Genomic DNA, 16886 nt, shown 5'->3' with positions numbered 1-16886 from the left:
ATGGGCATCTCCAGCGGGCCGGTCCTGGTGCTGCAGATGCAGCGCATGGGCGATCTTGTGCTGACCTTTCCGCTGTTGCTCTGGCTCCGGCGCTGCTATCCCGGCCACCAGCTCCATGTTGTCGGGGAGGAACGCTTCTTCACCCCGCTATTGCCCGTGAGCCCGCCTGCCGCCTATATCACCTGGGCCGAGGCCGCCTCCGGCGCGCTCCACGGCACCGACTACCGCCTGGTGGTCAACTTGAGCATCCGCGAGGAGGCGGCGCGCCTGGCCGGGCAGCTCAACTCGGACATCAAGGTCGGGCCGGTGCTGGAGCCCGATGGCGCGCTGCGCGTGCGCGGGGCCTGGCAGCTCTACCGCGCCAGCCTGGTGGAGAACAACCGCCACAACCGCTTCCACTGGGCCGACCTGAACGCCCTGGACATGATTCCCTTTTCGGCCACGCAGGCCACAAATTTCGCCCCCCCGCGCGAGGCGGTGGGGCAGGAGGCCAGGAGCGTTGGCGTGTTCGTGGGCGCCAGCGAGCCCGGCAAGCGTCCGGACGCGCTTTTTTACGCCGGGCTTGTGCGCGAGCTGCTGGACCGGGGCCTCCGGCCCGTGCTTCTGGGCGGGCCGGACGACGTGCCCGTGGCCAGGGACATCCGCGCGGTGTTCGACCACCCGGCCCTCGACCTGGTGGGCAAGCTCTCCCTTGCGGAGATGGTGTCCGCTGGCCGCACCCTTGAGCTGCTCATCACCCCGGACACCGGGCCGATGCACGTGGCCGCCTGGACGGGGCTGAAGACCTTGAACATCTCGGTGGGGAACGTGAACCCCTGGGAGACCGGCCCGTACCAGCCGGGGCACCTGGTGCTGCGCTCGAACGCCTCCTGCGCCCACGGCTGCTGGGCCTGCTCGCACGGGGGCGGGCACTGCCGTCAGGCCCTGACCCCGCGCCGCGTGGCAGCCTTGGCCGCCACCATCCTGCGCGGCCCGGCCGAGCGCCTGGAGCGCATGCAGATGCCGGGGCTGACGCTGCGCGGCACCATCCGCACGCCCGAGGGGCTGTTCGGCATGCGCCGCCTGGGCCTGACGGAGGTTGGCCCCAAAGGTGGTGGCCGGGCCGGGTGCGCGGTGGACGTGGACGAAAAGGCCGGGGATTTCTGGCGCGCCTTTTTCCTTTGGCGGTTGGCCCGCGCGGAGGCGGAACCCGTGCGCGCCGCCTGGGCCGCGCTGGCCTCCGCGCAACCGCGCCTGGCCGAGAGCCTGCGCCGGTCCCTGCCAGGGCTTGGACGCCGCGCCGCCAAGCTCGCTGCGGAGGGTCTCGGCCCGCCGCGCAGCCTGCTGGCCGCGACCCCGCCCTTCTGGAGACCCCTGGCCGGATATCTTGAGGTGGCCCTGGAGAACGAGGACGCCACGGCGGACTCCACCAGCCGCTGCCTGGAACATCTGGAGGCCCTGGCCCCGCTGCTTTGATCCTCGGCTGATGCGCCCTTGCGCCTGCGCCGCCGCCTTCGTCCCATGGAAAAATTTGCCGGGTCGCCCCTTGGGGGGTCGGCCCACGCAGAAAGAGACCCCGCCTGGTCGGTCAAGCCAGGCGGGGTCATCCTCGGGATGGAGACTCTCTTGAGCTTAGCGCTTCATTGCGATGATTTCGCCGAGCATGCTGTCCGCCGTGGTGATCACCTTGGTGTTGGCCTGGAAGCCTCGCTGGGCGGTGATCATTTGCACGAACTCGGAGCCCATGTCGACGTTGGACTGTTCCAGCGTGCTGGAGGCGATGGTGCCCTTGCCCGGAGAGTTGGCCTCGCCGGTCAGGGCCGGTCCGGACTCTCTGGTCTCGCTGAAGAGGTTGCCGCCCTCGCGCCGCAGGCCCCACTGGTTGGTGAAGCTCGTCAGGGTCAGCGAGTAGAGGTCCAGCACCTGGCCGTTGGAGTAGCGGCCGGTGAGGATGCCCTCACGCGAGACCGAGATGCTCTGCAGGAAGCCGGCGGTGTAGCCGTCCTGGCTCTGGAACAGGGTGCTGGAGCCGCCGGTGTCGTAGGACTGGGTGGTCATGGCGTCGATGACGGGCGACTTGAAGCCCGGCACCCAACCCACGTTGCTGATCATCGGGCCGACCGCGGCGGCGGTGTTGGCCAGGGTGCCCTTGGCCTGGCTCCAACCGAGGATGCCAGAGCCGTTGCTGGTCAGGTCGGTATTGCGGATGCCGAAGTTCACGGCGATGGGCGTGGCGTCGGTGGCGGTGGCGATGGAGGCGTTGGAGGCCTGGATGAAGTTCGGGGTGATGAGCGGGTAGCCGCCGGTGGAGAAGTCCGCCAACTGCCAGGAGGTCAGGTTCTTCATGCCCAGTGTGCCGCCGTTGCTCTTCAGCGTGTAGGCGCTTTCGCTCACCAGGGCGCCGGCGCGGAAGGTCATGGTGCCGATCATCAGCACGCCCGCCGCCGAGGTGGCGTTGACGCTGGTGAGGCTGCCGTTGGCGCCGGACAGGATGCGGCCGTCCTCGCTGGGGGTGCTGGTGACCATGTACTCCCACACGGTGTTGCCACCGGCGTTGCTGAGGGTCACCTGGTCGTAGTAGACGGTCAGGTTGTGGGCCGCGCCAACAGCGTCGTACACCTTGAGGGTGGAGCTGTAGCCGTAGGCCGTGCTGGCCAGTGGCGTGGTGGCGGTGCCGTCCCAGTTGTTGAACATGGCGAAGTACGGGTTGGTGGAGGAGTTGGACTTGCTCGCGTTGTTCGGGTCCAGGTTGGTGATGACGCTGATGTTGCTGGTGGCCTCGGGCGGGGACTGGAAATTGTTGATGCGGATGTCCGTGGGGCTGCCCGTGATGGAGAAGGTGTTGACGTTGGCCGTGCTGGTGGTGGCGCCGGTGGCGGCGGCGGTGGAGGCCTTGACCATGGCCCATCCCTGCAGAACGTAGCCGTGCGGGTCGGTCAGGTAGCCGTCCTTGTCGAAGCGGAAGTTGCCGGCGCGGGTGTAGTAGGTGTTGTCGGTGTTCTGCGGCTTCACGGTGAAGAAGCCGCTGCCGCCGATGGCCATGTCCGTGGACTCCGAGGTGCTCTCAAAGGAGCCCTGGGCGAAGTCGGAGTAGATGGCGGCCACGCGCACGCCGCGGCCGACCTGGGCCACGCCTGCGGAAGTGTACGTGTCCTGGCTCATGACGTCCTCAAAGTGCATGCGCGCGCCCTTGAAGCCCACGGTGCTGACGTTGGCCAGGTTGTTGCCGATGACGGAAATCTTTTCGCTGTGGGCCTGCAGGCCGGTGATTCCCTGGTACAGTGAGGAAGAAAGCGACATTGTAAACCTCCTATCCCTTCGAAATTCTTTTTAAGACTTTGTAACGCCGACCCAGACCGAATTATTGGGTCGTCGTTGTGGTTGAAGTACTCGGAGCCACGATCTCCGTGACGCTTGAGAGTTCGATGGTGCGGCCGTCCTTGAGCTGGAGCATGGTGGTGCCGTTCTGGGTGAGCAGGCCGGACACCTCGCCGCTGATCTTGGACTGTACGAGCACCGGCGCTCCAGAGGTGTCCTCGGCGACGATGGCCACGCCGTAGGTGCCGTCGGCCAGCTTGGTGCCGTTGGTGTCCTTGCCGTCCCAGTTGTACTGGAACTCGCCAGCCTGGCTGGGGCCAAGGGCGTCGGTGCGCACCAGGGTGCCGTCCGAGGCGTAGATGTTCACCTGCATGTTGGAGACGCTCTCGCCAAGGCTGTAGTAAACCGTGCTGGTGGTGTCGCCGGACTTGCTCAAGTTGTAGCCGTTAGCCTTGACGCCCTTGCCGATGAAGCTCACGGCGTTCAGCATGTTGCTGCTGCTCTGCGAGCTGACCAGGGACTTGATGCCGGTGTTGATGTTGGTCAGCTGCTCAAGGCTTGAGAACTGGGAGAGCTGGCTGGTCATGTCCTTGTCGTCCATGGGATTCAGCGGATCCTGGTGCTCCAGCTGGGCCACCAGGAGCTTCAGGTAGGCATCCTGGTCCATTGTGGCCTTGCTCTTGGTGGTGCTCTTGGTCGACGTGGTGTCGTACTGACCAAGGATTCCGGTATTTGCGACGACGCTCATGATATGGCCCCCCTGTTAAGCGATGACGTGCAGGCCCTTGTCGGAAAGAATTGCCTGCATGCCAACATTTTGCATTTCCTGGGCCAGCCCCGTGCCATCGGAGCGGAGGTTTCTGAGCCGCGTGAAAAGATTCGAGAGGTCCTGGCGCTCCTGGGCCTGATTGTGCTGGTCGGCGCTGAAGAAATGCTGGTCCTGGCGCGAAGCCAAACCGGTCTGCACTTCCAGGCTCTGCACCTTAAGCCCCTGATCTTCCAGAGCCTTCTTGATGGTCTCCAGCTGGCCGGAGAGCATCCTCGCGGTTTCCGGGTCGTCGGCCCGCAGCACGGCGTGCACGTCCTTGTCCTTCACTTGCAGCATGACCTGCAGCTTGCCCAGGTTGGCCGGGTCAAGGTCGAGGGTCATCTGCTTGCGGCCCTGGCCCAGATCCTTGAGCATGGCTTCCTGAACCTGGTTCAGCAGCTTGGGCGCGGCAACTTTTTCCCAGGCCTTGCCCTGCTGGCTTGTTTCGGTTCTGGCCTGCTGGGCGTTCACCTGGTTCTGGGTCTTGCCGAGCAGCGCGTCGAGGGAGTCCTTGGCGCTCTGGCCGAGGGCGCCGGTCTTGCCCGTGCTGTCGTCGTTCTTCACGCGGGTCAGGAAATCGTTCCAGGCGGCTTCCTCGCCGGCGGAGCGCTTCTTCTGGTCGTGCTTGTCGAACCACTTGGTGTCGTTGCGGTCCGGGGTCTTCACCTCGACGGTGATGCGCGGCTGGTCGGAGTCCTTGGCCTGCTGGCCGGTGCTGGACGTGGCCAGGCCAGCCTCGCGGCGCACCTTGTCCACGTCCTTCTTCATGACGTTGCCCAGGGAGCGCAGGAGCTCGGTGTCCTTGGTCTCGCCCGCGACGCGCTGCTGGAGCATCTCCTGCCCCACCAGGTCCAGTGCTCCCTTGAGCCCTGCCACGGTGGTGTCCGGGCCGAGCAGGCTGGCGAGCTTGTTGGCCGAGCCCTCGGGCAGGCGCAGGGCCTTGAACAGGGTGGCCATTTCCTTGCTGTCCAGGTTCAGGGTCTGGTCTTCGGGCATGGTGGAAAGCTTCTGCTGGATCTGGGCGAGCACCTTGACGCCTTCGCCCTTGGCCACGCTGGCCACCAGGCCCTTGGAGGTGTTCGGGTCAAACCCGAGCTTCTGGAAGAGCGACTGCAGGTCCAGGCCCTGGCTGGTGGAAAGCTGCACCGGCTTCTTCGCGCCGGTCAGGCCCGAGGAAACGGTGTGAACGAGCTGGCCCCAGGTGAGCTGGCCGGCCTTGACGCGCGCGCTCAAGCCCTCGATGTCCTTGTCGGACATGCCGAGGCTGGCCAGGGCGGGGCGGATTTCCTCGAAGGCCTCCCGGGAAACCGGGACGTTCTTGGCGGCGTTCAGGCGCGAGTCCTGCCCGTTGGCCTTGGCCGTTGCAGCGGTCTGAGCCGCTTGCGCGGCCGTCTGCGCGGCAGTCTGGGCGGTGGTCTGCACGGCAGCCTGGGCGGCTTGGGTCGAGGCCTCCGCCGTGGCGCGCACGGTGTTCGCGGCATCCTGGACGGGGGCGGACTCCACCTTCTGGGACACGGTCTCCACGCGCACGGGGGCGTCCTGCAGCAGATTCATCTCGTCGGACTTGGAGCCGGACTTGCCCGCAGCCGGGCGATCCATGAGGCTCAGGAAGTCTGAGAAAGCGCGGGACTGGGAGGACATGTCCACCAGGGCTGCGGAGCGCAGCTGGTCGTATATGTCGCTGGACTTGGCCTTGACGGCGGGAATTTCCTGCATGGCGTGCTCCTTTGGTCCGCCATGTTTCAAGTGCCGTGCCAAGTTTGAGTGTTGATATTTCAAGTGTTTGCGCACACGCCCCGTGCTTCAAAAGGGGAAAATACTTCCCTCGCGGCCGTGGCAAGGGGTCTGCGATCTTGACTGGGGTCTGCCCGGCGCATAGCCTCGCGCCAGTCTGAGCACTCAGCCCGAGAGGTGGATTCCATGGCGTTCAGCGTAAAGGATGTGTTGCGTTTGCAGGTGGCCCCGGCGTTGGGCTGCACCGAGCCCGTGGCCGTGGCCCTGGCAGCGGCGGCGTCGTCGTCGCTCTTGTGCGTCGGCCAGGCGGACCGCTCGCGGCTCAAGCTGGAGGTCTGGGTGGACCCCAACGTCTATAAGAACGGGCTGGCCGTGACCATCCCCGGCACCGGGGGCTTGAGCGGCCTGGACACCGCCGCCGCCCTGGGGGCGCTGGGCGGCGACCCGGTCCTGGGCCTGGAGGTGCTTGATCCGGTCACTGAGGTCGTTGTCGAGGCCGCGAAGGACATGCTGCGCCAGGGCCGCGTGGCCTTGAACCTGCTTTCCGAGCGCCGAGGCCTGCACATCCGCGCCCTTGCCCGCCTGGACGACCGTCTGGCCGAGGCCGTGGTGGAGGGCCAGCACGACGCCATCGTGTCCCTGAGCCTGGACGGCAAGGACGTGGCGGACAGCGCGCTGCTCAAGGGCAAGGGGCCGGGAGGCAACGAGATGGCCGAGCTGGAGGCCTGGCTGCGCGACCTGCCGCTCTCCAAGCTCATCGCCCTGACCGACGAGTTGGACGCCGAGGACCTGGCATTTCTGGAGGAGGGCGTGCGCCACAACCTGCGCCTGGCCGAGCATGGGCTCAAGACGGGCTGCGGCATGGGGGTCGGCAAAACCTTCGAGCGCCTGGCCCGGCAGAAGCTCATGACGCGGGACATGAGCCTTGCCGCGCGCATGCTCACGAGCGCCGCGGCGGACGCGCGCATGGACGGGGTGAAGCTCCCGGCCATGAGCAGCGCCGGAAGCGGCAACCACGGCCTGACGGCGGTGCTGCCCATCTGGGCGGTGAAGGACTTTCTGGAGTGCGGGCGCGATGACGCGCTTCGGGCCATCGGGCTGTCGCACATCGTCACGGCCTCGGTGAAGGCGCATACGGGCAGGCTTTCCGCCGTGTGCGGCTGCTCCGTTGCCGCCGGGGCCGGGGCGACGGCGGGCGTGGCCGCGCTTCTGGGCGGCGATCTGCACCACATCGCCGGAGCCATCAAGATCCTCATCGAGGACCTGGCCGGTGTCATCTGCGACGGGGCCAAGGCCGGGTGCGCGCTGAAGCTGGCCACGGCGGCGGGCACGGCGGTGCAGGCGGCGCTGTTCTCGCTCCACGGCATGCGCATCCGCGCCACGGACGGCATCATCGCCGAGTCGCCGGAGCAGACCATGCGCAACGTTGGCCAGCTCTCCACCCAGGGCATGGTGGAGACCGACCGCACCATCCTGGCCATCATGATCGACAAGAAGCTGGCCGGGTACGTCTAGGCCGCACCACGCGAAAAGGCCCGGAAGACTTTCATCTTCCGGGCCTGATGCTTCTGGCTCCCCGGCACGGACTTGAACCGCGAACCTAGTGGTTAACAGCCACCCGCTCTGCCGATTGAGCTACCGGGGAATGGCCGCTTGATGCGGCGGAGGCTTCTTTAAGCAAAACTAGCGGGCAGGGTCAAGGTTTTTTTCGTGCCCAGGCGCAAAGACCTTCCGCGGACTTCCCGCGCCATCTTTGCTTTGACTTCGCAAGCGCCGGGGAGTATCTCCGCCTTGACTGCCAAGGGCGGATGGCTTAGGCAGACTACCAGCGCAGGCGCTAGGCTTAAGACTTTTTTTAGAGTCCGCACACCCAGGGAGATACCCGTTTTGGCCGACAAAGATAATCGCAACGGCGGGGCAGAAGGCCGCGTCGTGTCGAGACACGCCGGGCGCTTCAAGCCCCTGGTGGACGCCCTGAGCGCGCGCGACGAACTCAACGACGTGCTCAAGGGCCGCATCGACAAGGCTTGCGCCTTGCTCGATGAAGACGTGTCCCTCTATCCCAACACCTTCCGCAAGGACACCGACCTGGCCGACATCGTGTCGGGCTACACCGACCTGGACGAGGAGGGGCTGGCCGCTGTCGGCCGCATGTTCTCCGTGGCCGGGCGCGTCACGTCCCTGCGTTCCTTCGGCAAGGTCACCTTCATCAAGGTGCTGGACGCCAGCGCCTCCATGCAGATCTTCGTCGCCCGCGACGAGATGGGTGTCGAGGCCTATCAACTGTTCAAGAAATACGACATCGGCGACATCCTGGGCATCACGGGCGATCTCTTCCGCACCAGGACGGGCGAGCTCACCCTGCGCGCCAAGACCATCGTGCTGGTGACCAAGTCCATGCGGCCCCTGCCGGAGAAGTACCACGGCCTGAAGGACATGGAGATCCGCTACCGCCAGCGCTACGTGGACCTGATCGTCACCCCGCGCACCAGCGAGATCTTCCGCAAGCGCACGCTCATCGTGCGCGGCATCCGCAACTATCTCGACGCCAAGGGCTTCCTCGAAGTCGAGACGCCCATGATGCAGCCCATCCCCGGCGGCGCCACGGCCCGCCCCTTCGAGACGCACCACAACGCGCTCGACATGAAGCTTTACATGCGCATCGCGCCGGAGCTGTACTTAAAGCGCCTGCTCGTGGGCGGGTTCGAGAAGGTCTACGAGATCAACCGCAACTTCCGCAACGAGGGCATCAGCACCCGGCACAACCCCGAGTTCACCATGCTCGAGTTCTACTGGGCCTATGCCGAGTTCACCGACCTCATGGACCTGACCGAGGACATGATCGCCAAGGTCGCCCAGGACGTGTGCGGCAGCACCGTCGTGACCTACCAGGAGATGGAGATCGACCTGACGCCGGGCAAGTGGACGCGCATGAGCTTCCACGAATCCCTGGAGAAGATCGGCGGCGTGGACCCCGAGGACTACCGCGACTATGACCGGTGCGCGCTTCTGGTGAAGCGCAGCGGCGAGAAGGTCGTCAAGGGCGAGAAGCTCGGCAAGCTCCAGGCCAAGCTCTTCGACATCTTCGTCGAGCCCAAGCTCATCCAGCCACATTTCATCTACCATTACCCGACGGATATTTCTCCGCTCTCGCGCCGCAACGAGGACAACCCGGACATCACTGACCGCTTCGAACTGTTCGTGGTGGGACGCGAACTGGCCAACGCCTTCAGCGAGCTGAACGACCCCGTGGATCAGCGCGGCCGCTTCGAGGATCAGGTGCAGGAGAAGGCCGCGGGCGATGACGAGGCGCATTTCATGGACGAGGACTACGTGCGCGCGCTCGAGTACGGCATGCCCCCGGCGGCCGGACAGGGCATCGGCATCGACCGCCTGGTCATGCTGCTCACCGACTCCCCCTCCATCCGCGAGGTCATCCTGTTCCCGCTGCTCAGGCTGGAGACGACTTCCGGCGGAACCTCATCCGGGCCTGCCGGTCCGGCTACCGGACCTGCATGAACTTCGAACTGTTCATCGCCCTGCGCTACATTTTCGCGCTCCGCAAACAGTCCTTCATCGCCATCATTTCGCTGTTCGCCGTATGCGGCGTGGCCCTTGGCGTCGCCGCGCTCATCGTGGTCATCGGCGTCATGAACGGGTTCACCAAGGACCTGCGCGACAAGATCCTGGGCGTCAACGCCCACGTGCTGGTGAGCGCCTTTTCCGGCGGCATCCGCCAGCCGCAGCTCATGGCCGAGCTGTGCCGGCAGGTGCCGGGCGTCACTGGCGTCACCCCGTTCGTGTACTCCGAGGTCATGCTGTCGGCCAAGGGCGGGGTCAAGGGCGTGGTTCTGCGCGGCATCGAGCCCTCCACAGCCGACCAGGTACTGAGCCTGACCCGCGACATGGTTTCGGGAAGCGTCAAGGATTTGGAGGAGAAAGACGAGGATCTGCCCGGCGTGATCATCGGCGCGGAGATGGCCAAGCGCCTGGGCCTTGTCCTGGGAGACTCCGTGAACCTGCTTTCGCCCACGGGAACCCAGAGCGCAGTCGGCTTTACGCCGAAGATCAAGATCTTCCGGGTGGCCGGGATATTTAAAACCGGCATGTTCGAGTACGACGCCACCCTGGGCTACGTGACCGTGGACGCCGCCAGAAATTTGTTGGGATTCAAGGGCGATGTCGTCTCCGGGCTGGAGGTGCGGCTGGCGGATGTGTACGCCGCCGGGACCGTGAGTGACCAGATTCGTGCCAGGCTGCACGATTTTCCCGTGTTCGTCCGCAACTGGCAGGAGATGAACGCCAATCTTTTCGCCGCCTTGGAGCTTGAGAAGACGGCCATGTTCATCATCCTGGCCATGATCGTGCTGGTGGGTTCCTTCAGCATCGTGACCATGTTGGTGATGCTGGTGATGCAGAAGACAAAGGACATCGCGGTGCTCATGGCCATGGGCGCGGACGAGACGAACATCCGGCGCATCTTCATGTACCAGGGCAGCTTCATCGGGGCGGTGGGCACGGCGCTCGGCTACGGCATCGGCATCCCGGTGGCCCTGCTGCTCAAGAAGTACCAGTTCATCAAACTGCCGAGCGATGTCTATCCCGTGGACTATCTACCCGTAAGGCTTGAATTTTTTGACATGGCGCTGATCGGCGTGGCGGCGCTTGCCTTGTGCTACCTCTCGACGATCTACCCGGCCAGGCGCGCTGCGGCCCTTAAGCCTTCGGATGCCTTGCGTTATGAGTAAAGAGCCGCTATACCGCTTGGTCAAGGTTGGCAAGGAATTTGCTGGGCCAGGGGAGCGCCTGCGGGTGCTTGACGGGATCGATCTGACCGTGGACCCTGGGGAATCCATTGCCATACTAGGCGCCTCGGGTTCCGGGAAGACGACCCTCCTGCACCTTCTGGGGTCTCTGGACGCGCCGACAAGTGGAGAAATTTTCTTCAGCGGCGAGAATCTGGCGGTCTTGGACGCACGGCGCAGGGCCGTTCTGCGCAACAGGGACATGGGATTCGTCTTTCAGTTCCACCACCTGCTGCCGGAGTTTACGACCCTGGAGAACGTCGCCATGCCCGGCATCATCGCCGGGAAGACCAGGGCCGAAGCCCTGGAAATGGCCCGAGAGGCCCTGGTGATGGTGGGAATGCGGCAGCGCATGGACCACGCGGTGACGACCCTTTCCGGCGGAGAACGCCAGAGGGCGGCCATCGCAAGGGCCATCCTGCTCCGCCCGAAGGCCCTGCTGGCCGACGAGCCCACCGGAAACCTGGACGAAAAAACGGGCAGAATGGTCGGCGAACTCCTGGTGTCCCTGAACAGGGACTTGGGGATGACATTCGTGGTCGTAACGCATAACATAGAACTGGCCGGCGTCATGGGACGGCGGTTCGAGTTGCGTTCGGGAGTTCTCTATGCCCAGGGGTAGCAGCACAAAATTTTTCCTCGCGCTGGCGTTCTTGACGGCCTTCCTGGCCGTGAGCGCCGCGCCACGGTCCTTGCGCGCCGCAGTCACCTCGCCTCGCGAGGTCACAGTGGTCGTGATGCCGTTTGAGGTGAACGCCGGAGAAGACTTGAAGTACCTGCGACAGGGGCTTCCTGATCTTCTTGCGGACCGCCTTCGCGAGGCGGGCTTCACCGTCATCGACAAGGACACCGTGCAAAAGGCCCTGGCCTCCAAGGGACTCGACGCGTCCGCCCCTTCCGCGGCGAAAGAGGTCGCACTGCTGACCAACGCCGGCTACGCCATCACCGGCAGCTTCAGCAAGCTGGGCGAGACCCTGTCCATTGACGCCCGCGTCACCGATCCTTTCGGCCTCAAGGCCCCCATGCCCGTGTTCACCTCACGCGAGGGACTCATCAACCTTCTGCCCGCCGTGGACGACCTCGTCACCAAGATGAAGGGCGACCTGCTCGGACTGGAGCGCATCGTCGACATCGACGTCGAGGGCACCAACGCCCTGGACAAGGACGTCGTGCTGCTGCGCCTGACCACCAAGAAAGGCGAGGTCCTGGACGCAAAGGCCGTCAACACGGACCTCAAGGCCGTGTATGACCTGGGATATTTTGACGATGTGAAGATCCTCCTGCGTGATGTCGCCGGGGGCAAGAAGATGGTCGTCCAGGTGGTGGAGAAGCCGCGCATTCTGGCGCTGGGCGTCAAGGGCGCCTCTGAAAAGTCTTCCGACACCGTGCTCAAAGTGGTCAATTCCCGCAAGGGCGCGGTGCTGAATCCGAAGGTTCTGGCCGAGGACATTGCCGCCATCCGTGAGCTCTACCGCAAAGACGGCTACTACAACATCAAGGTTTCCCACGAGATCGAGTCTGCAGGGCAGGGCCAGGCGCGCTTGAACTTCGTCATTGAGGAAGGTCAGAAGCTCTACATCAAAAAAATCACCATCGAGGGTGCCAAGCAGTTGTCTGAGAGCGAGCTCAAGGACGACATGGTGCTCAAGGAGCGCGGGTTGTTCTCCTGGTTCAGCCAGGGCGGTATCCTTAAAGAGGACATGCTTGAGCGCGACACCTCCGCGCTGGCCGCCTACTACAACAACCGCGGCTTCATCGACGCCAAGGTCGGCAGCCCTGACATCCAGTTCAAGGAAGACGGCATCTACATCACCTTCAAGGTGGAGGAAGGCGCGCGCTTCCGTGTGGAGAAGGTCACCATCGAGGGCGATCTCATCGCCGACCAGGACAAGCTCCTTGCCGAGACCAAGCTGAGCCTTGCCGCCAACAAGAAAGACTACCTCGACCGCTCCCTGGTGCGCGACGACCTGAAGGCCTTGACCGAGTACTATAACAACTTCGGTTACGCCTACGCTGAAGCCAATGTGCGCATGAACGACCACCCGGAAGAGAAGACCGTGGACGTGATCTATGTCATGCGCAAGCTGCAGAAGGTTTACATCCGTCGGGTACTCATCGAGGGCAACACCAAGACCCGCGACAACGTCATCCTGCGTGAGATGCGCCTTGCGGACGGTGCTCTTTTCAATGGGAAGCTGTTGAAACGCTCCACCGAGCGCCTGGACAAGATCGGCTACTTCTCCGCTGTGGACATCGAGCCCGTTCCCACCGGCAACCCCGAGGAAATGGACCTGAAGATCAGGGTCAAGGACAAGGATACCGGCAAGATCGGCGGCGGCATCGGCTATTCAACCTACGACGGTGTCTATTTCGCAGGCGCGCTTGACGAGCAGAACATGTTCGGCAAGGGCTGGGGGGCAGGGCTTGCCGGGCAGTGGGGCAAGAAGAAGACAAGCTACACCTTTAATGTCTTCAATCCGCGCTGGGATGACAGCAACCTGGGCGTTGGCCTCCAGGCGTACAATAAGGATGAGAGCTACACCGACTACCAGCGCTCCACCATCGGCACCACGCTGAACTTTGCCTACCCTGTTGGCGAGTACACCACCCTTTCGTGGAGCTACCGCCTGGACCGCTACGACATCTACGACGTCGCCACTGGCGCGGCCTCGTCCATTGTCGATGCGGAAGGCGTGCACATCGCAAGCGCCGCGACGGCCAGTTTGTCGCGCAATACCACCAATGGCGGCGGTATGACTCTCCCCACGGAAGGGACGATCAATACCGTCAGTGTAACAAACGGCGGCGCCATCTTGGGCGGGCACGATAACTACATCAAACTCGGCTACGACTTCACTGTCTATCAGGGGCTCATCGGCGACCTGGTGATTAAGAACCATGCGGCCACCGCTTGGGTGGGCAGAAACTGGACCAACGCCAAGGTTCCCCTTGGTGAACGTTTTACGCTGGGCGGCGTGGGCACTGTGCGCGGCTACTCCCAGCGCAAGATTTCACCCCTTGATGATGCCACGGGGCAAGCCATTGGCGGCGACAAGATGTTCTTCAACAATCTTGATCTGCTGTACCCCTTGAGCAAGAAGATGGGCATCATCAGCTCCGTGTTCTTTGACATGGGCAACTCCTGGAAGGAAGGCGAGATGCCGTTCAGCGGCCCGACACGCAGGTTGGCTGCTCCGCCGCTTGGCCTCTATAAGAGCGTTGGAGTCGGCATCCAGTGGTTCTCGCCCATGGGGCCGCTGAAGCTTGAGTTCGGCTACGGTCTGGATGAACTTTACGAAAGCACCAAGTCCAAGGTTGAGTTCAGCATGGGCCAGACTTTCTAGTCCGGCAGCCAAGCTGTAAAGTTTGTATCAACAATCGGTGAAAGGAGAATTTGACATGCGTAAGTTTCTGGCCCTCGCCCTGTTCCTTTTCCTGCTTCAGTCCGTGGCTTTTGCCGCCGGCGGAGCGGTCAAGATCGCCGCGTTTGACCCCAACGAGGCCGTGAAGAATTCCGAGCCCGGCGCTGAGGCCATCAAGCAGCTTGAAGCCAAGTTGAAGCCAGAGAGCGACAAGATCGAGCGTGAGCGCAAGGAGTTCATCAAGCTTCAGGAGAACTTCCAGAAGCAGGCCTTCGGCCTGGCTCCGGATGCCCGCCAGGACAAGGAGCGCGAGCTTCGCCGCAAGGAATTCGAGCTGACTGAAAACATGCGCCGCTTCCAGAACGCCGCCAACCGTGAGCAGAGCAGCAAGCTCGCCGAGATCGAGCAGGTGCTGGGTGAAGTGGTGCGCGACTATTGCGCCAAGAACGGCGTGACCCTGCTCATCGCCAAGGTGCCGGGCATCACCTACTATGTGGAGCCCGCCAGCGACATCACCAAGATCGTGACCCTTGAGCTGAACAAGGGTTGGGCGAAGCGTCCCAAGAAGTAAGACGGAGCCCTGCAATGCGTTTGTCCGAAGTGGCCGGAAAGGTCGGTTTGACCTTCTCCGGCCACGATCTTGAAATCGCCGCAGTCAATACGCTGGCCCTGGCCGGCCCGACAGAGCTTGCTCCGCTGCTGACCAAGAAGCACCTTCCGGAGCTCGCGCAAAGTCGGGCTGGCGCTGTTTTGTGCGAGGAGAAGTTCGCGACGCAGGACCGCCCCTGCCTGCTGAGCCAGAACCCGAAGCTCGACTGGGCGCGGGTGGTGGCTCTCTTCGCCAGGCCACAGGGCTGCCTGACGGGCGTGAGCCCCCAGGCCTTCGTCCACCCCGAGGCCGTCCTCGCCTCCGATGTCACCGTGTACCCCTTCGCCTTCATCGGCGCCCGTGCGTCGATCGGCGCGGGCACGACCCTGTTCCCCGGCGTCTACGTCGGCGAGGACTGCGTGCTCGGCCAGGCCTGCACCCTGTATCCCAACAGCGTGCTCATGGCCGGAACCGTTCTCGGCGACCGCGTGATCATCCATCCCGGGACCGTGCTCGGCAGCGACGGCTATGGTTACGCCCAAAGCCCCGCCGGACACGTTAAGGTCCCGCAGGTGGGCATCGTCGAGGTCGGCAGCGACGTGGAAATCGGGGCCAACACGGCCATCGACCGCGCCGCCCTGGACGCCACACGCATTGGCGACGGCACCAAGGTCGACAACCTGGCGCAGATCGCCCACAACGTGCAGATAGGCAAGCACTGCCTCATCATCTCGCAGGTGGGCATCGCGGGCAGCACCAAGCTGGGCAACGGCGTGGTGCTGGCCGGCCAGGTGGGACTGCGCGACAACATCAGCCTGGGCGACGGCGTTCAGGTTTCGGCCCAAAGCGGCGTTGGCGAGGACCTCCCGCCCGGCTACATCGCCGGCGGTTCGCCCAGCATGGACATCATGACCTACCTGAAGGTCTCCAAGAGTTTGCCGAAGCTGCCGGAGCTCATGCGCCGCGTGCGGCGGCTGGAGAAGGCCACAGGGATAGACGACAAGGAGAATCAAGCATGAGCAACGCCCCGGCTTTTGTCGACGACATCCGCAGCATCATGCAGATGCTGCCGCACCGCTATCCTTTTCTGCTGGTGGACCGCGTGGTCTCCTTCGAGTCCGGGGTGGGCATCACGGCGTACAAGAACGTGACCTTCAACGAGAATTTCTTCCAGGGGCATTTCCCCGGCCAGCCCATCATGCCCGGCGTGCTCATCCTTGAAGCCCTGGCGCAGACCGGCGGCATCTTCGTGGTCAAGACACTCGGCATCGACTCCTCGGACAAACTCTTCCTCTTCACCGGCATCGACGGAGTCAAGATCCGCCGTCCCGTGGTCCCCGGCGACCGCCTGAACATGGAAGCCAGCGTCATCAAGCGCAAGCTGAACATCTGGAAAATGCAGGGCCGTGCCACCGTGGACGGAGACCTCGTGGCCGAGGGCATCTTCACCGCCGCCGTCGTGGACAAGGGGAAGATGTAGTGCCCACACAGATCCATGCCACTGCGGTGGTGCATCCGGGCGCCAAGCTCGGCGAAGACGTCACCGTCGGACCATACTGCGTCATCGAGGAGAACGTCCTGATCGGCGATGGCTCGACGCTTGACGCCTTCTCCCAGGTGAAGAACTTCACCAGCATGGGGCCGCGCAACCACGTCCACTCTTACGCCTGCATCGGCGACGCCCCCCAGCACCTGGGCTTCAAGGGCGAGGAGACCTGGGTTCGCATCGGCTCGGACAACCATTTTCGCGAGTACGTCACCGTGCACCGGGGCACGCCCCAGGGCCACAGCGAGACCACCATCGGCTCGCATTGCCTGTTCATGGCGTATGCGCACGTGGCCCACGACTGCCGCATCGGCGACCACGTCATCGTGGCCAACGCGGTGAGCATGGCCGGGCACGTGGACATCGGCGACCACACCATCGTCTCGGGCATGGCCGCCGTGCAGCAGTTCGCGCGCATTGGCGAGTACGCCTTCCTGGGCGGGCTTTCCGGCTACAGCAACGACGTTCCGCCCTACATGCTGGCCCAGGGCACCCGGGCCAAGCTCTACGGCCCGAACCTCATCGGGCTCAAGCGCAAGGGCTTCTCCAGCGCCACCATCGGCGCCATCAAGAAGGCCTACCGCATCATCTTCCGCTCCGGGCTCATGCGCGACGAGGCGCTGGCCAAGGCTCTGGAGGAACTGCCGAACGTTCCCGAGGTCGAGCGGCTGGTGGAGTTCGTGCGCGGAACGGTGCGCGGCATCACCAGCGATGCGGGCAGAGGCACGGGCGGCGACGACTAGCC

13 protein-coding genes and 1 tRNA gene are annotated in these 16886 nt (G+C 64.2%); 10 read left to right on the top strand and 4 right to left on the bottom strand.

The window, feature by feature from the left end; translation table 11 throughout:
• Positions 1 to 1455: a glycosyltransferase family 9 protein gene (locus RDU24_RS07680; protein WP_308735170.1), complete on the top strand. Its 1455-nt coding sequence runs from the start codon at positions 1 to 3 to the stop codon at positions 1453 to 1455.
• A gap of 156 nt (positions 1456 to 1611) precedes the next feature.
• Here RDU24_RS07680 and RDU24_RS07675 read toward each other — a convergent pair whose 3' ends face one another.
• The 3 genes from RDU24_RS07675 to RDU24_RS07665 all read right to left on the bottom strand — a co-directional run bounded on the left by RDU24_RS07675 (position 1612) and on the right by RDU24_RS07665 (position 5821).
• Positions 1612 to 3279, bottom strand: coding sequence for a flagellar hook protein FlgE (locus tag RDU24_RS07675; protein WP_308735169.1), 1668 nt, complete (start codon positions 3277 to 3279; stop codon positions 1612 to 1614).
• Between the two features lie 61 nt (positions 3280 to 3340).
• Positions 3341 to 4045, bottom strand: a complete 705-nt coding sequence (locus RDU24_RS07670; RefSeq protein ID WP_308735168.1) for a flagellar hook assembly protein FlgD — start codon at positions 4043 to 4045, stop codon at positions 3341 to 3343.
• A gap of 15 nt (positions 4046 to 4060) precedes the next feature.
• Positions 4061 to 5821 carry a flagellar hook-length control protein FliK gene (locus tag RDU24_RS07665; protein ID WP_308735167.1) on the bottom strand — a complete coding sequence of 587 codons (1761 nt, stop codon included), beginning with the start codon at positions 5819 to 5821 and terminating at the stop codon, positions 4061 to 4063.
• A gap of 204 nt (positions 5822 to 6025) precedes the next feature.
• On the opposite strand from RDU24_RS07665, the gene RDU24_RS07660 reads away from it, so the two are divergent.
• On the top strand, positions 6026 to 7354 hold the full coding sequence (locus RDU24_RS07660) for an L-cysteine desulfidase family protein (RefSeq protein WP_308735166.1): 1329 nt from the start codon (positions 6026 to 6028) through the stop codon (positions 7352 to 7354).
• A 54-nt stretch (positions 7355 to 7408) separates the two neighbouring features.
• On the opposite strand, the gene RDU24_RS07655 is transcribed toward RDU24_RS07660, so the two are convergent.
• A tRNA-Asn gene (locus RDU24_RS07655) sits at positions 7409 to 7484 on the bottom strand.
• 287 nt (positions 7485 to 7771) lie between these two features.
• Here RDU24_RS07655 and lysS point away from each other — a divergent pair.
• Genes lysS through lpxA form a run of 8 tightly spaced genes read left to right on the top strand, consistent with a single transcriptional unit; the run spans position 7772 to position 16884 of the window.
• Positions 7772 to 9358, top strand: a complete 1587-nt coding sequence (gene lysS / locus RDU24_RS07650; RefSeq protein ID WP_308735165.1) for a lysine--tRNA ligase — start codon at positions 7772 to 7774, stop codon at positions 9356 to 9358.
• The gene (locus RDU24_RS07645; RefSeq protein ID WP_308735164.1) at positions 9355 to 10587 is read left to right on the top strand and encodes a lipoprotein-releasing ABC transporter permease subunit; all 1233 of its coding nucleotides are present in this window, start codon (positions 9355 to 9357) and stop codon (positions 10585 to 10587) included. The genes lysS and RDU24_RS07645 overlap by 4 nt, the downstream gene beginning before the upstream one ends.
• Complete coding sequence (locus tag RDU24_RS07640) at positions 10580 to 11266, top strand: ABC transporter ATP-binding protein (protein WP_308735163.1); 687 nt, start codon at positions 10580 to 10582, stop codon at positions 11264 to 11266. Before RDU24_RS07645 ends, RDU24_RS07640 begins: the two co-directional genes overlap by 8 nt.
• Positions 11253 to 13988, top strand: coding sequence for an outer membrane protein assembly factor BamA (bamA, locus tag RDU24_RS07635; RefSeq protein ID WP_308735162.1), 2736 nt, complete (start codon positions 11253 to 11255; stop codon positions 13986 to 13988). The genes RDU24_RS07640 and bamA overlap by 14 nt, the downstream gene beginning before the upstream one ends.
• A gap of 55 nt (positions 13989 to 14043) precedes the next feature.
• A complete protein-coding gene (locus RDU24_RS07630; RefSeq protein WP_308735161.1) occupies positions 14044 to 14577 on the top strand; it encodes an OmpH family outer membrane protein in 534 nt (177 codons plus the stop codon).
• 14 nt (positions 14578 to 14591) lie between these two features.
• Positions 14592 to 15614 carry a UDP-3-O-(3-hydroxymyristoyl)glucosamine N-acyltransferase gene (gene lpxD / locus RDU24_RS07625; RefSeq protein ID WP_308735160.1) on the top strand — a complete coding sequence of 341 codons (1023 nt, stop codon included), beginning with the start codon at positions 14592 to 14594 and terminating at the stop codon, positions 15612 to 15614.
• Positions 15611 to 16075 (top strand): 3-hydroxyacyl-ACP dehydratase FabZ, encoded by a 465-nt coding sequence (gene fabZ, locus RDU24_RS07620; RefSeq protein ID WP_308735159.1) that lies wholly within the window; start codon positions 15611 to 15613, stop codon positions 16073 to 16075. Before lpxD ends, fabZ begins: the two co-directional genes overlap by 4 nt.
• Complete coding sequence (gene lpxA / locus RDU24_RS07615; protein WP_308735158.1) at positions 16075 to 16884, top strand: acyl-ACP--UDP-N-acetylglucosamine O-acyltransferase; 810 nt, start codon at positions 16075 to 16077, stop codon at positions 16882 to 16884. Before fabZ ends, lpxA begins: the two co-directional genes overlap by 1 nt.
• The last annotated feature ends 2 nt before the right edge of the window (positions 16885 to 16886 follow it).

Source organism: Humidesulfovibrio sp. (assembly GCF_031082295.1).
GTDB lineage: Bacteria > Desulfobacterota > Desulfovibrionia > Desulfovibrionales > Desulfovibrionaceae > Humidesulfovibrio.
This window is presented reverse-complemented; position numbering and strand designations above follow the sequence as displayed.

What these genes read in the sequence shown, in the direction of transcription:
- RDU24_RS07665 (WP_308735167.1), bottom strand. Translation starts at nt 5,821, where the DNA reads ATGCAGGAAATTCCCGCCGTCAAGGCCAAGTCCAGCGACATATACGAC.
- RDU24_RS07660 (WP_308735166.1), top strand. Translation starts at nt 6,026, where the DNA reads ATGGCGTTCAGCGTAAAGGATGTGTTGCGTTTGCAGGTGGCCCCGGCG.
- RDU24_RS07670 (WP_308735168.1), bottom strand. Translation starts at nt 4,045, where the DNA reads ATGAGCGTCGTCGCAAATACCGGAATCCTTGGTCAGTACGACACCACG.
- RDU24_RS07645 (WP_308735164.1), top strand. Translation starts at nt 9,355, where the DNA reads ATGAACTTCGAACTGTTCATCGCCCTGCGCTACATTTTCGCGCTCCGC.
- fabZ (WP_308735159.1), top strand. Translation starts at nt 15,611, where the DNA reads ATGAGCAACGCCCCGGCTTTTGTCGACGACATCCGCAGCATCATGCAG.
- RDU24_RS07640 (WP_308735163.1), top strand. Translation starts at nt 10,580, where the DNA reads ATGAGTAAAGAGCCGCTATACCGCTTGGTCAAGGTTGGCAAGGAATTT.
- bamA (WP_308735162.1), top strand. Translation starts at nt 11,253, where the DNA reads ATGCCCAGGGGTAGCAGCACAAAATTTTTCCTCGCGCTGGCGTTCTTG.
- lpxD (WP_308735160.1), top strand. Translation starts at nt 14,592, where the DNA reads ATGCGTTTGTCCGAAGTGGCCGGAAAGGTCGGTTTGACCTTCTCCGGC.
- RDU24_RS07630 (WP_308735161.1), top strand. Translation starts at nt 14,044, where the DNA reads ATGCGTAAGTTTCTGGCCCTCGCCCTGTTCCTTTTCCTGCTTCAGTCC.
- RDU24_RS07680 (WP_308735170.1), top strand. Translation starts at nt 1, where the DNA reads ATGGGCATCTCCAGCGGGCCGGTCCTGGTGCTGCAGATGCAGCGCATG.
- RDU24_RS07675 (WP_308735169.1), bottom strand. Translation starts at nt 3,279, where the DNA reads ATGTCGCTTTCTTCCTCACTGTACCAGGGAATCACCGGCCTGCAGGCC.